Here is a 14,548-nt window from a genome sequence, read left to right on the forward strand (position 1 = left end):
CGTGGAGCTGACGGATACTAATCGATCGAGGACTTAACCTAATGTGATACCCAAAAGAAGGAACACGGAAGTGTTCTCCTGTGAAACTTGTGACTGTGTTATCTGGTTTTGAGAGAGCAATCTCTTATCACTTGTCTGGTAATGATGGCGAAGAGGCCACACCCGTTCCCATACCGAACACGGAAGTTAAGCTCTTCAGCGCCGATGGTAGTTGGGGGTTTCCCCCTGTGAGAGTAGGACATCGCCGGGCATCCGAAAGAACAGCTGATTTGATCAGCTGTTCTTTTTTTGTGCAAAAAATTAAAAAGAATAGCCATGCCAAAGAGATATTTTTATAATATCGCAAAGCAGCTTTTTCGTTTAAAGTTCTGCTGGAATTATTGTATGAATACAAGTTGCTTCATCATAAAATAAAATTGGGAATTTTATCAGATCGTTTGCTTGTTCGATGAACTCTAATCAGAAATTTTAAAAAGAATTCGATGCAGATAAGTTTTAGCCTGAAGAATCTGGGAAAAATAAAACTAAAACGAAATAGTTGAAAAATTGGCTTCTTCAATTTATATTAGTATTAAAGTCAAATATAGTCAAAGTCAAGTTAGGAGGAGGCTTGATGAGAAATATATCCGATATTATTGAACAATATCTCAAGCAGGTTCTCGATACGAGCGGGAAAGAGATTGTTGAAATTAAAAGAAGTGAAATAGCAGATAAGTTTCAATGCGTTCCTTCTCAAATCAATTATGTTATTAATACACGCTTTACGATCGAAAGAGGTTATGTGGTTGAGAGTAAAAGAGGGGGCGGAGGCTACATTCGCATCATCAAAGTAAAAACAATTGATGAAGCCCATTTAATTGATCAGATATTAGTGCTGATTGGCAGCAAACTGAGCCAGGCTACAGCAGAGGATATTATTATCAGGCTTGTCGGCGAAGAAATAATATCACCAAGGGAAGCTAAAATCATGCTGAGTGTCGTTGACAGGTCGGTTTTATATCTTGATTTGCCTGTAAGAGATGAATTAAGATCCCGAATGATAAAAGCAATGCTGACCTCTTTGAAATATAAATAAAGTAGGTGAAAGTAATGATTTGCCAAGAATGTCATGAAAGACCGGCTACTTTCCATTTTACAAAAGTCATAAATGGGGAAAAGACAGAGGTACACGTTTGCGAACATTGTGCAAAGGAAAACAATAATATGTCAATGTTTAGCGGTGAAAGCGGATTTTCAATTAATCACCTGCTTGCAGGATTACTAAAGATTGAGCCGTCTCTTCTTAAAGCGGAGCAAAAGCTTCAGCGCACAGAGGAAGAGGTTCCACGATGCAGCAGGTGCGGCATGACTTTTCATCAATTCAGCAAAACAAGCCGGTTTGGCTGTTCACACTGCTACAAAACATTCAGTAATCTGCTGACTCCTATTTTACGGAAGGTTCATAGCGGCAATACTGAACATGGAGGAAAAGTACCGAAGCGTCTTGGCGGAAGTATCCACACTCAGAAAAGGATTGACCTTTTAAAAAGCCAGCTTCGTGATTTGATTGAGAAAGAAGAATTTGAAAGTGCTGCAGAAGTAAGGGATGAAATTCGCTCTTTAGAAAAAAGCATGTCTTCACACAGAGAGGAGGGCTCGTGATTCATGTCGTTTCAAAATTTTATTAATAATGCTGTAAGCACCTGGATGAGTGAAGAAGGACCTGATTCTGATATTGTACTAAGCAGCCGTGTCAGGTTCGCAAGAAACATTGAGCAATTCCGTTTCCCGACTCTTTCAAGCAATGAAGAAGCAGAACAGATTCTCCATCTCTTTGAAGAAAATTATGCAAGAAGGACTTTTGAAGACATCGGCGAATTTGAACTGGTAAAAATGAATCAACTTCAGCCAATAGAAAAGAAAGTCCTTGTTGAAAAACATTTAATCAGCCCTAACCTGGCAGAGGATTCCCCTCATGGAGGCTGTTTGCTTTCCAGTAATGAAGAAGTGAGCATAATGCTTAACGAAGAAGACCATATTCGCATACAATGTTTGTTCCCGGGGCTTCAGTTGAAAGAGGCATTGGAATTTGCCAATCAGCTTGATGACTGGATAGAGGAAGAAGTCGATTATGCCTTTGATCAAAAAAGAGGCTATTTGACAAGCTGCCCGACAAATGTTGGAACTGGTCTTAGAGCTTCAGTCATGATGCATCTTCCTGCTCTTGTGCTTACACGTCAGATTAACCGCATTATTCCTGCAATCAACCAGCTTGGCCTTGTGGTTAGAGGGATATACGGTGAAGGAAGCGAGGCTCAGGGGAATATTTTTCAAATTTCCAATCAAATTACGCTCGGCAAATCAGAGGTAGATATTGTAGAAGATTTAATTAGTGTCGTGCAGCAGCTTGTTTCACAAGAGCGTTCTGCAAGAGAAGCTGTTTATCAGACTTCACAGCTCAAACTTGAAGATCGGGTTTACCGCTCCTATGGGATCCTGGCTAACAGCCGCATTATTGAAACGAAAGAAGCCGCCAAATGTCTTTCTGATGTGAGGCTTGGCATCGACCTTGGCTTTTTAAAAGGAATTCAAAGAAATATACTAAACGAATTGATGATACTTACACAGCCGGGTTTTTTACAGCAGTATACAGGAAAAGAATTAGCGCCTGGCGAAAGAGATGTCCGAAGAGCAGCACTTATACGTGAAAGAATTAAAATGGAATTAGAGACGGATGGAGGATGATGATACATGATGTTCGGTAGATTTACAGAACGTGCCCAGAAGGTTCTTGCATTAGCACAAGAAGAAGCAGTACGTTTAGGCCACAACAACATAGGAACAGAACATATTTTACTTGGTTTAGTGCGTGAAGGCGAAGGAATTGCTGCTAAAGCACTTATTGCTCTCGGACTAGGACCTGAAAAGATCCAGAAAGAGGTTGAGAGCCTCATAGGCCGCGGCCAGGATATTTCCCAAACAATTCATTATACTCCTCGGGCTAAAAAGGTTATCGAGCTGTCTATGGATGAAGCGCGCAAGCTTGGTCACTCTTACGTCGGTACAGAACATATTCTTCTGGGGTTAATTCGTGAAGGTGAAGGTGTTGCTGCAAGAGTACTGAATAATCTAGGTGTAAGTTTGAATAAAGCAAGACAGCAGGTTCTGCAGCTGCTTGGAAGCAATGAGTCGTCTTCCGGCCACCAGGGAGGAGGGGGAAACAGTGCAAATACGCCAACTCTAGATAGCCTTGCACGCGATTTGACTGCTATTGCAAGAGAAGGAAGCCTTGATCCTGTAATTGGGCGCAGCAAAGAAATTCAGCGTGTCATTGAAGTTCTGAGCCGCCGTACGAAAAATAACCCGGTATTAATTGGTGAACCAGGTGTTGGTAAGACTGCGATTGCTGAAGGCCTTGCCCAGCAGATTGTGAACAACGAGGTTCCTGAAATCCTTCGTGACAAACGCGTTATGACGCTTGATATGGGGACAGTCGTAGCGGGTACTAAATACAGAGGTGAGTTTGAGGACCGATTGAAAAAAGTTATGGATGAAATCCGCCAGGCTGGAAACATTATTCTGTTCATTGATGAGCTTCATACGCTTATCGGTGCAGGCGGAGCGGAAGGTGCTATCGATGCTTCCAATATCTTGAAGCCGTCACTTGCAAGAGGAGAGCTGCAATGTATTGGCGCGACAACACTTGATGAGTACAGAAAATATATTGAAAAAGATGCTGCTCTTGAAAGACGCTTCCAGCCAATTCAAGTTGACGAGCCGACTGCTGAAGAAAGCATTCAGATTTTAAAGGGTCTTAGGGACAGATATGAAGCTCATCACAGGGTTTCCATTACTGATGAAGCCATTGATGCAGCTGTTAAGCTCTCTGACCGCTACATTTCTGACCGGTTCCTGCCGGATAAGGCGATCGATCTTATTGATGAAGCAGGTTCTAAGGTGCGTCTTCGTTCCTTTACGACTCCTCCAAATCTTAAGGAGCTTGAAGTGAAGCTTGAAGAGGTCAGAAAAGAGAAAGATGCAGCCGTTCAAAGTCAGGAATTTGAAAAAGCAGCATCTCTTCGCGATACAGAACAGAGACTTCGTGAGCAGCTGGAAGAAACGAAGAAGACTTGGAAAGCGAAGCAAGGGCAGGAAAATTCAGAAGTTACTGTGGAAGACATTGCTATGGTCGTGGCCAGCTGGACAGGAATTCCTGTTTCAAGGCTTGCCCAAACTGAAACAGATAAGCTTTTGAACATGGAGAATATTCTTCATTCCCGAGTTATCGGTCAAGAAGAAGCTGTTATTGCAGTCGCAAAGGCAGTAAGACGCGCGAGAGCCGGATTAAAAGATCCGAAGCGTCCAATAGGATCCTTTGTTTTCCTTGGTCCTACTGGAGTAGGAAAAACCGAACTTGCGAGAGCGCTGGCTGAATCCATTTTCGGTGATGAAGAATCTATGATTCGAATTGACATGTCCGAATACATGGAGAAGCATTCAACATCCCGTCTTGTTGGATCACCTCCAGGTTATGTAGGCTATGAAGAAGGCGGCCAGCTGACTGAAAAAGTCCGCAGAAAGCCATATTCCGTTGTACTTCTTGATGAAATTGAAAAAGCTCATCCTGATGTATTCAATATTTTGCTTCAAGTACTTGAAGACGGCCGTCTGACTGATTCAAAAGGCCGCACAGTTGATTTCAGGAATACTATCCTGATCATGACTTCAAATGTTGGAGCAAGTGAACTGAAACGCAACAAATATGTTGGATTCAACGTGCAGGATGAAGGACAAAGTTACAAAGATATGAAAGCGAAAGTAATGGGAGAGCTGAAAAAAGCTTTCCGTCCGGAATTCCTGAACCGGATTGATGAAATTATCGTTTTCCATTCCCTGGAGAAAAAACACCTAAAAGAGATTGTTTCTCTCATGTCTGACCAGCTGACAAAACGTCTAGAGGAGCAGGATCTAAGCCTTGTTCTGACAGATGCAGCGAAAGACAAGATTACCGAGGAAGGCTACGATGTAGAATACGGAGCACGCCCATTAAGACGTGCCATTCAAAAGCACGTAGAAGACCGCTTGTCTGAAGAGCTGTTAAAAGGTACGATAGAAAAAGGACAAAAAATTGTTCTTGACGTTGAAAATAATGAATTCGTTGTAAATCAGGCTGAAAAGCTGACGAAATAAAGGCAGAATGAAGGTTGAGGCATACAGATACAGGTATGCCTCACTTTCTTTCTTTTTTTAATTCATCCTGTTTATTGTATCTGTTTATGAAGGTAAACTTCATGGCATCTTATCTTAAAATTCGAAGCTGTATATTGGTCCGAGATCCTCAAATATAGATAAGGAAGCAACAAAGTTTAAGAAAAGAGCCTTAAGAAAAGAGTTTTAAAGAAAGAGGTCTATCCCATGGTGAAAACCAAATCAAAATTTATCTGTCAATCCTGCGGATATGAATCTGCAAAGTGGATGGGCAAATGTCCCGCATGCGGGGCATGGAATACGATGACAGAAGAAACTGTTAAAACTGCAGGCTCAGGCTCCCGCCGTACTTCCTTTCAGCATTCTTCCCTAACCGTTCAAAAACCATCATCCATTACAAGCATTGAAACAACAAATGAACCCCGAATAACAACAAAAATGAAAGAGTTTAACAGGGTACTAGGAAGTGGAATTGTAAAAGGGTCCCTGGTGTTAATAGGCGGAGATCCGGGTATTGGAAAATCAACGCTTCTATTGCAAATCTCGTCACAGCTTGCTGATAACGGAAATACCGTTCTCTATATATCCGGTGAAGAGTCTGTAAAACAAACGAGGCTTAGAGCTGACCGGCTTGATGTAAAAGCGGATTCTTTATTGGTGTTATCTGAAACAGATCTTGAATTCATCACAAAAGCAATAGATGAAGTGAATCCGCAATTCGTTGTAGTAGATTCCATCCAAACGGTTTATCAAAATGAGATCAGCTCTGCACCGGGAAGCGTTTCACAGGTAAGAGAATGTACAGCAGAATTGATGAGAATTGCCAAAACAAAAGGCATTGCGATTTTTATCGTTGGTCATGTAACAAAAGAAGGTTCCATTGCAGGTCCAAGGCTTCTTGAGCATATGGTAGATACTGTGCTTTATTTTGAAGGGGAGAGACATCATACATACCGGATTTTACGGGCTGTCAAAAACCGTTTTGGCTCAACAAATGAGATGGGTATCTTCGAAATGAAGGAAAGCGGTCTTCAGGAGGTTCTGAATCCTTCAGAAATATTCCTTGAGGAGCGTTCCAAAGGAGCGGCAGGCTCAACGGTTGTTGCATCAATGGAAGGAACCAGACCAGTACTGGTTGAAATTCAAGCGCTGATTTCCCCGACAAGCTACGGAAATCCAAGAAGAATGGCAACCGGTATAGACCATAACCGGGTTCCTCTCTTAATGGCAGTGCTTGAAAAAAGAGTAGGATTGCTTTTGCAGAACCAGGATGCTTATTTAAAAGTAGCAGGCGGCGTTAAATTGGATGAACCGGCCATTGACCTTGCGGTTGCAGTCAGCATAGCATCGAGCTTTAAGGATGTTCCCACCAATCCTATGGATATTATTATAGGAGAAGTGGGTCTGACGGGTGAAGTCCGAAGAGTATCGCGCATAGAGCAGCGTGTCCAAGAAGCGGGAAAACTGGGCTTCAAGCGTGCAATATTGCCGCAGGCCAATATCGGAGGCTGGAATGCTCCGGAGGGGATCGAAATTATTGGCGTAAGCAGCGTAGCTGAGGCGCTTCAACGAACACTTGGAGGGTGAACCGGATGAGTGAAAAAGAAAAAAGAATTCCATATAAAAGTCTGCCTGAAATTCTTCAATTTATGGCACCCGGAACACCAATCCGGGAAGGCATTGAAAACGTGCTCCATGCCAAAACAGGCGGGCTGATCGTAATAGGATATAACGATAAAATTAAAGGGGTAGTAGACGGAGGCTTCTATATTCATTCTCCGTTTTCGCCTGCACATTTATATGAACTGGCCAAAATGGACGGTGCCATCATTTTAAATGATTCAAGTCAGAAGATTCTTTTTGCCAATGCTCAGCTTATGCCGGATCCGTCCATTGGTTCAACAGAAACCGGGATGAGGCACAGAACGGCCGAGCGGGTTGCAAAGCAGACCGGGTGCCTTGTTATTGCTATTTCCCAAAGACGTAATGTTATTACCTTGTATTTTGGCGATACGAAGTATTCATTACGTGATATTGGCGTTATTATAACAAAAGCCAATCAGGCTATTCAGACACTTGAAAAATATAAAACCGTTCTCGATCAATCTATTATGAATCTTGGAGCTTCTGAATTTGAGGAGCTTGTTACCTACGGAGAAGTGATTCATGTTCTGCATAGGATTGAGATGGTGCTGAGAATTAAAAATGAAATATTGGACTATATCAATGAGCTTGGTTCTGAAGGAAAACTTATTCGCCTGCAAATGAGCGAGCTTCTTATTGATATCGAGGAAGAAGCTGAGCTTTTGATAAAGGATTATTGCCAGGACTCCACTCAGGATCCGCGCAAAACGCTCAAGCAGCTGCAGGAGCTCGCTAAAAATGACCTTTTGGAAGACAGTTCCTTGTTTAAGCTCCTGGGATACTCTCATTTAACAGATCTGGAAGGCTCAGTTATGCCAAGAGGCTACAGAACGCTTCATAAGATTCCAAGACTTCCTCCGATGGTAATCAATAATCTCGTAAATAAATTTAAAAACTTGAAACAAATTGCCCGCTCATCCGTAGAAGAGTTAGACGAAGTCGATGGCATAGGTGAAATCAGGGCCAAAAAGATTAAAGAGGGACTTAGGAGGATGCAGGAGCAGCTTCTAATAGACCGATAGGCAAATACATCGGTTTTATGAACCTTTAAAAAAAACCGTTTCATATGAGACAAAATCGGGTATGTTTAAGGTTACTGAAACTTTGCTCTATTCATAAAAATGTCAGAGAGGTTACAAATTTTGAAAATGTGTACATTCAACGTTTTAATTATCATAAAGTGTTTATAATGGTTAAAAGGAGGTGAAGGTATGTTACAGCGAATTGTTCAAATCTTTTTCGTGTTAGTGGGAGGAATCCTGGGGATTTTCTTTATGCCGGCTTTAATGAAATTATTAAGTATAGAAAACATACCTTTTTTGAATACGCCATATACATTGGCTGTTTTAGGAGCAATTATCTTTTACCTAGCAACGTTTTGGCTAGTGGATTCGGTTGTCAACTGGATAAAGCGACTTGAAGAGTCTCTGGTTAAAGCCCCTGTTACGGATGTTCTTTTTGGCAGTCTGGGTTTGGTTTTTGGACTAATAATTGCTTTCCTACTTGTTAATGTAATCCCATTTAAAGATGTTCCGTATCAGGCAATCGGCATGATTATTCAGATTTTCCTCGCTATCCTGCTTGGTTATCTCGGATTTCAGGTTGGTTTCAAGAAGAAGGACGAGCTTGTGAATCTGTTTTCCATTACAAACCGGATCAGCAAGAAAAAAGGATCTGGAGAAGATGAAGCAGAACATGAAGAGAAGAAGCTTAAAATTCTTGATACGAGCGTTATCATTGATGGTCGTATTGCAGACATTTGCCAGACCGGTTTTCTTGAAGGAACGATTGTTATTCCTCAGTTTGTCCTTGGAGAGCTTCAGCATATTGCCGATTCTTCGGACGTTTTGAAGAGGAACAGAGGTCGCCGCGGATTGGATATTTTGAATCGGATTCAGAAAGAGCTTGCTATAAAAGTAGAAATTTATGAAGGCGATTTTGAAGATATTCAAGAGGTTGACAGCAAGCTTGTTAAACTGGCTAAATTAACATCAGGGGTAGTTGTTACCAATGACTTTAACCTGAATAAAGTTTGTGAGCTTCAAAAAGTAGCGGTTTTGAACATTAACGATCTAGCAAATGCTGTTAAACCAGTTGTTCTTCCTGGAGAAGAAATGAAAGTCCAGGTGATCAAGGATGGTAAAGAGCACAATCAGGGTGTGGCTTATCTAGATGATGGCACCATGATTGTTGTGGAAAGCGGACGCGATTATATTGGCAAGCATATTGATGTTCTGGTAACAAGTGTTCTTCAGACGTCAGCAGGCAGAATGATTTTTGCCAAGCCAAAGCTGTTAGAGAAAGCACTTTAAGGGAGAAAAGAAAATGAACTATGAAGTCGTCATACCTGCTGCAGGGCAAGGCAAAAGAATGAAGGCAGGAAGGAATAAGCAATTTATAGAATTTCATGATAAACCTGTCATTGCTTATACCTTATCTGTCTTTGAAAAAGACCCAACATGCACAGGAATCATTCTCGTGATCAATGAGATTGAAAAAGACGAGTTTCTGAAATTAATCGACACGTATAAAATGACTAAAGTAAGAGCTTTGATTCAAGGGGGAAGTGAGCGCCAGCACAGTGTGTACAACGGGCTAAAGGCTGTTCAGACAGGCATTGTCCTTGTCCATGACGGCGCAAGACCTTTTATTGATCACAGCATCATTCAAAAGCTTGCTCACGCAGCAAATGAGGACGGTGCAGCAACAGCAGCTGTTCCTGTTAAAGATACAATCAAGCGTGTGGAAAACCTTGAAGTCATTGAAACGGTGGAAAGATCAAGCTTGTGGGCTATTCAAACCCCACAAGCTTTTCGTCTTTCTTTAATTTTGGAGGCTCACCGAAAGGCTGAAAGCGAACAATTTTTAGGGACGGATGATGCAAGTCTTGTAGAGAGACTGAAGCATAAAGTTACGATAGTCGAAGGCGACTACAAAAACATTAAATTAACGACGCCAGAAGACCTGCTTATCGCTAAAGCAATCATAGATAGTGAAAGAGGAGAGACGATATGCTGAGAATGGGACAAGGTTTTGATGTGCACCAGCTTACAGAAGGAAGGCCACTCATCATTGGAGGAATTGAAATTCCTTATGAAAAAGGCCTGCTGGGACATTCTGATGCAGATGTATTGCTTCATACAATTGCAGATGCCTGCCTTGGTGCAGTTGCACTTGGAGATATCGGCAAGCATTTCCCGGATACAGATCCGGCATTTAAAGATGCGGATTCGGCAAAGCTTATGAGCCATGTATGGATGCTTATTAAGGAGAAAGGCTTTGTACTTGGAAACCTTGATTGTACGATTATTGCCCAAAAACCAAAGATGGCACCGTATATTGATAAAATGAGAGAACGCATTGCAGAGCTTTTGGAAGCTGACATAGATCAAATCAATGTAAAAGCGACAACAACGGAAAAGTTAGGTTTTACTGGCAGGCAGGAAGGCATTGCTGCACAGGCTGTCGTTTTGCTTGTGTCTAGCTACAGCGCCTAGCCCCTCGGGTCACTTCAGAAAATCCCACAAAGTCAGAATTGGACTTTGTGGGACAGTGCTTGTCGGGGCTGTTCAAGGCGTTTGCGCTTTTCCCGAGAAAAACGATTCGTTTTGAATACCTGCTGAATTGGTGATAAAATAAGAAAATGAATTTATCCATATACTATTTTTAGTTCTTCAACTTATTGGAGGTAGGAAGAAAATGGCGAACGAAGTACGTGTGCGCTATGCACCGAGCCCTACAGGGTATCTACATATAGGAAATGCCAGAACGGCTTTATTTAACTATTTATTTGCTAGAAATCAAGGCGGCAAATTCATCATCCGTATTGAAGATACGGATCAAAAGAGGAATGTTGAAGGCGGTGAAGAAAGCCAGCTGAAATATTTGAAATGGCTTGGCATGGACTGGGACGAAAGCATTGATGTAGGCGGCAATTATGGTCCATACCGCCAATCAGAACGAAATGATATTTATAAAGAGCTTTATGATCAGCTGCTTGAAAAAAATGAAGCCTATAAATGCTATTGTACGGAAGAAGAGCTTGAGCAGGAAAGGGAAGAACAGACAGCTCGAGGAGAAGCTCCCCGTTATTCCGGAAAATGTGCGCATCTGACTTCTGAAGAACGTGAAAAGCTAGAAAAAGAAGGCAGAAAACCAAGCATCCGTTTCCGTGTGCCACAAGGAAAAGTCATTTCATTTAACGACATTGTAAAGGATGAAGTGTCGTTTGAATCAGATGGCTTTGGCGATTTTGTCATCGTTAAGAAAGATGGCATCCCAACCTATAACTTTGCGGTATCAGCTGATGATCATCTGATGGAAATCACTCATGTTTTGCGCGGGGATGACCACATCTCCAATACGCCAAAACAAATTATGATTTATGATGCCTTTGGCTGGGAAACGCCAGTTTTTGGCCATATGACCTTGATTGTGAATGAAAGCCGCAAGAAGCTCAGCAAACGCGATGCATCCATCATTCAGTTTATTGAGCAGTATAAAGACCTTGGCTATCTGCCAGAGGCTCTATTTAACTTCATTGCCATGCTTGGCTGGTCTCCTGTCGGTGAAGAAGAGATCTTCTCCAAAGAGCAGTTTATCGAAATTTTCGATCCTAACCGTCTTTCAAAATCACCAGCCGTTTTTGATTCTCAAAAATTGGCGTGGCTGAATAATCAATATATGAAAAACCTTGACACCGATCAGGTCGTTGAACTGTCGCTGCCTCATTTGATTAAAGCGGGCAAAGTGAGCGAGAATATGACTGAGGAAGAATCAGTATGGGCGAAAAAGCTAGTAGGGCTATATCAAGAACAAATGAGCTTTGGAGCAGAAATTGTAGAGCTTTCAGAGATGTTCTTTAAAACAGAAATTGAATACAATCGCGAAGCAAGAGGTGTGCTTGATGAAGAGCAGGTTCCGGAAGTCATGGCTGCGTTCAAAGAGGAACTCACCGCACTTGAAGATTTTACTGCCGAAAACATCAAAGCATCCTTAAAAGCTGTTCAAAAATCAACAGGCCATAAAGGGAAAAAGCTCTTTATGCCTGTAAGGGTTGCTGTAACAGGCCAAACTCACGGTCCGGAACTGCCGCTTGCGATTGAACTTTTAGGAAAAGAAAAAGTTTTAGCCCGGTTAACGAGTGTATTAAGTTAACTTTTTGACGAAAATATAATATATTAAAAGAAATTGATTTCATCCAAAGCGTTGATAAGGAAAAGTAGGGATTTATTTTCTTTAAAGAGAGAACCTCCATGGCTGAAAGAGGTTTACGTAAAATGATCCTGAAGTGCCCCTTTGAGCCTTCTGTTGAACCCATGTAACCATTCAGTAAACAGAAGCGACATCCCTGCGTTAAAGGGAGTTAAGTTGAGGCGGCCCTGAAATTCGGCTGTCTAAACAGAGTGGAACCGCGCCTTCAAGCGTCTCTGTGCCTATGCACAGGGACGCTTTTTTATTTGTTGTTTTTCAACAAAATAAATGAATTCCAAACACGTATAGAACTGCGAATATTAAGAAAAGATGCCACGAAGCTTATCTTCATGCGTATTCTAAATCCATATGAATAGCAACAATCTTTACGAAAACAGCCTTTAGGAAAGACTGCATCAAGTGAAACCAGCAAAGAATGTCTGAAGCGAAGCACCCCAACAAAGGAGGGAGAAGCGTTGTTTAAGCTTTTCAAAGAAGATGTTGATGTCGTTTTTGAACAGGACCCCGCCGCCAGAAGCTATTTGGAAGTTGTCCTTACCTACTCGGGTGTGCATGCAATCTGGGCGCACAGAATTGCACATGCGTTTCATAAAAGAAAACTCTATTTTTTGGCCAGAGTGATCTCTCAGATAAGCCGGTTTTTTACCGGTATTGAAATCCATCCTGGTGCAAGAATAGGCAGACGGTTTTTTATTGATCATGGAATGGGTGTCGTTATTGGAGAAACATGCGAAATAGGAGATAATGTCACGGTCTATCAGGGGGTAACGCTCGGGGGTACAGGTAAGGAAAAGGGCAAGCGCCACCCTACAATCAAAGATAATGCGCTGATTGCTACAGGAGCAAAAGTGCTTGGTTCCATTGTTATTGGAGAAAACTCTAAGATTGGAGCGGGTTCAGTCGTTTTGCGCGATGTTCCGGAGAACTCCACCGTTGTTGGGATACCGGGACGTGTGGTGATCCAGGATGGCATCCGCATTCCAAGAGACCTGAACCATTCAGATCTGCCGGATCCAGTTGCAGACCGCTGCAAAACAATGGAATGGGAAATTAAGAAGCTCCGGCTTGAAATTGAGAAATTGAAAGAAGGGAAGAACGGCAATGGCCATAAAGCTTTACAACACGCTAACGAGACAAAAAGAAACCTTTGAGCCCCTTGAAGAGGGAAAGGTGAAGATGTATGTATGCGGCCCGACAGTTTATAATTACATCCATATCGGTAATGCCAGGCCGGCAATTGTTTACGATACAGTAAGAAGATACCTTGAATACAGAGGATATGATGTGCATTTTGTATCCAATTTTACAGATGTTGACGATAAACTGATTAGAGCTGCGAACGAGCTTGGAGAAGATGTTCCGACCATTGCTGATCGTTTTATTGAAGCCTATTATGAAGATGTTCAGGCGCTTGGATGCAAAGCGGCTGACCTGCATCCCCGTGTAACACAAAGCATGGACATTATCATTGAATTTATTGCAGCGCTTATTGAAAAAGGCCATGCATATGAAGTTGAAGGAGACGTGTATTACAAAACCCGCTCTTTCAGGGAGTATGGAAAACTGTCTCACCAGTCAATTGATGAGCTCCGTTCCGGCGCGAGAATTGAAGTTGGCGAAAAGAAACAGGATTCTCTTGATTTTGCTCTTTGGAAAACAGCTAAAGAAGGCGAAATTTCCTGGGATAGTCCGTGGGGTAAAGGCCGTCCGGGCTGGCATATTGAGTGCTCTGCTATGGTGAAAGAGTATCTTGGAGATACCATTGACATTCATGCTGGCGGACAGGATCTGACCTTCCCGCATCACGAAAATGAAATCGCCCAGTCAGAAGCGTTAACAGGCAAAACATTTGCGAAATACTGGCTGCATAACGGGTATATTAATATAAACAATGAAAAGATGTCCAAATCGCTCGGAAACTTCGTACTTGTCCATGATATTGTGAAGGTTCACAATCCGCAGGTGCTAAGATTCTTTATGCTTTCTGTTCATTACCGCCATCCAATCAATTATTCAGAGGATTTGCTTGAAAGCGCAAAGAATGCTTTTGACAGAATTAAAACCTCATATGGTAATCTTGAGCACAGAGTGCAGAGCAGCACAAACCTGACTCATAACAATGAAGAATGGCTTCAGAAAATTGAAGAATACAGCGATGCGTTCATTAAAGAAATGGACGATGACTTTAATACTGCTAATGGGATCAGCATTCTTTTTGATTTAACAAAAACAGCTAATTATTACTTGCAGGAAAGCAACACTTCCGAAAAAGTCATTCGCGCATTTTTAAATCAATTTGATGTTCTTGGAAAAGTGCTAGGCCTCTCTTTTTCAACAAAAGAGCTTCTTGATGAAGAAGTGGAAGAATTGATTCAAAAGCGGATTGATGCCAGAAAAAATCGCGACTTTGCGATGGCAGATCAAATCCGGGAGCAGCTGAAAGAATTGAATATTATCTTAGAGGATACGTCTCAGGGCACGAGATGGAAAAGAGGATAACCAG

General features: G+C 42.0%; 12 protein-coding genes, 1 rRNA gene and 1 other annotated feature. All 13 genes read left to right on the forward strand.

What is annotated here, in order from left to right; genetic code table 11:
• Positions 1-134 precede the first annotated feature (134 nt).
• The 13 genes from rrf (at position 135) to cysS (ending at position 14,544) form a co-directional block, all read left to right on the forward strand.
• Positions 135-250: ribosomal RNA gene (rrf, locus tag ACOT8F_RS18980) — 5S ribosomal RNA — on the forward strand.
• 363 nt (positions 251-613) lie between these two features.
• Entirely contained in the window at positions 614-1,075 is a 462-nt protein-coding gene (locus ACOT8F_RS18985; protein WP_421653511.1) for a CtsR family transcriptional regulator, read from the forward strand.
• 14 nt (positions 1,076-1,089) lie between these two features.
• On the forward strand, positions 1,090-1,641 hold the full coding sequence (gene mcsA, locus ACOT8F_RS18990; protein WP_421653512.1) for a protein-arginine kinase activator protein McsA: 552 nt from the start codon (positions 1,090-1,092) through the stop codon (positions 1,639-1,641).
• Positions 1,642-1,644: 3 nt separating this feature from the next.
• The gene (gene mcsB / locus ACOT8F_RS18995; RefSeq protein ID WP_421653513.1) at positions 1,645-2,724 is read left to right on the forward strand and encodes a protein-arginine kinase McsB; all 1,080 of its coding nucleotides are present in this window, start codon (positions 1,645-1,647) and stop codon (positions 2,722-2,724) included.
• Positions 2,725-2,730: 6 nt separating this feature from the next.
• A complete protein-coding gene (gene clpC, locus ACOT8F_RS19000; RefSeq protein WP_421653514.1) occupies positions 2,731-5,169 on the forward strand; it encodes an ATP-dependent protease ATP-binding subunit ClpC in 2,439 nt (812 codons plus the stop codon).
• Positions 5,170-5,394: 225 nt separating this feature from the next.
• Positions 5,395-6,774 (forward strand): DNA repair protein RadA, encoded by a 1,380-nt coding sequence (gene radA / locus ACOT8F_RS19005; protein WP_421653515.1) that lies wholly within the window; start codon positions 5,395-5,397, stop codon positions 6,772-6,774.
• A gap of 5 nt (positions 6,775-6,779) precedes the next feature.
• Positions 6,780-7,853: a DNA integrity scanning diadenylate cyclase DisA gene (gene disA, locus ACOT8F_RS19010; protein WP_421653516.1), complete on the forward strand. Its 1,074-nt coding sequence runs from the start codon at positions 6,780-6,782 to the stop codon at positions 7,851-7,853.
• 189 nt (positions 7,854-8,042) lie between these two features.
• Complete coding sequence (locus ACOT8F_RS19015) at positions 8,043-9,143, forward strand: PIN/TRAM domain-containing protein (RefSeq protein ID WP_421653517.1); 1,101 nt, start codon at positions 8,043-8,045, stop codon at positions 9,141-9,143.
• 13 nt (positions 9,144-9,156) lie between these two features.
• Positions 9,157-9,849, forward strand: coding sequence for a 2-C-methyl-D-erythritol 4-phosphate cytidylyltransferase (gene ispD, locus ACOT8F_RS19020; RefSeq protein WP_421653518.1), 693 nt, complete (start codon positions 9,157-9,159; stop codon positions 9,847-9,849).
• On the forward strand, positions 9,843-10,328 hold the full coding sequence (gene ispF, locus ACOT8F_RS19025; protein ID WP_421653519.1) for a 2-C-methyl-D-erythritol 2,4-cyclodiphosphate synthase: 486 nt from the start codon (positions 9,843-9,845) through the stop codon (positions 10,326-10,328). Before ispD ends, ispF begins: the two co-directional genes overlap by 7 nt.
• Before the next feature lie 202 nt (positions 10,329-10,530).
• Entirely contained in the window at positions 10,531-11,988 is a 1,458-nt protein-coding gene (gene gltX / locus ACOT8F_RS19030; protein WP_421653520.1) for a glutamate--tRNA ligase, read from the forward strand.
• 42 nt (positions 11,989-12,030) lie between these two features.
• Positions 12,031-12,265: a binding site (T-box leader), on the forward strand.
• Between the two features lie 235 nt (positions 12,266-12,500).
• Positions 12,501-13,196 (forward strand): serine O-acetyltransferase, encoded by a 696-nt coding sequence (gene cysE / locus ACOT8F_RS19035; RefSeq protein ID WP_421653521.1) that lies wholly within the window; start codon positions 12,501-12,503, stop codon positions 13,194-13,196.
• A complete protein-coding gene (gene cysS / locus ACOT8F_RS19040; protein WP_421653522.1) occupies positions 13,147-14,544 on the forward strand; it encodes a cysteine--tRNA ligase in 1,398 nt (465 codons plus the stop codon). The genes cysE and cysS overlap by 50 nt, the downstream gene beginning before the upstream one ends.
• Positions 14,545-14,548 lie beyond the last annotated feature (4 nt).

This window comes from Chryseobacillus diguaensis, from assembly GCF_049220665.1.
Taxonomy (GTDB): domain Bacteria; phylum Bacillota; class Bacilli; order Bacillales; family Bacillaceae; genus Metabacillus_B.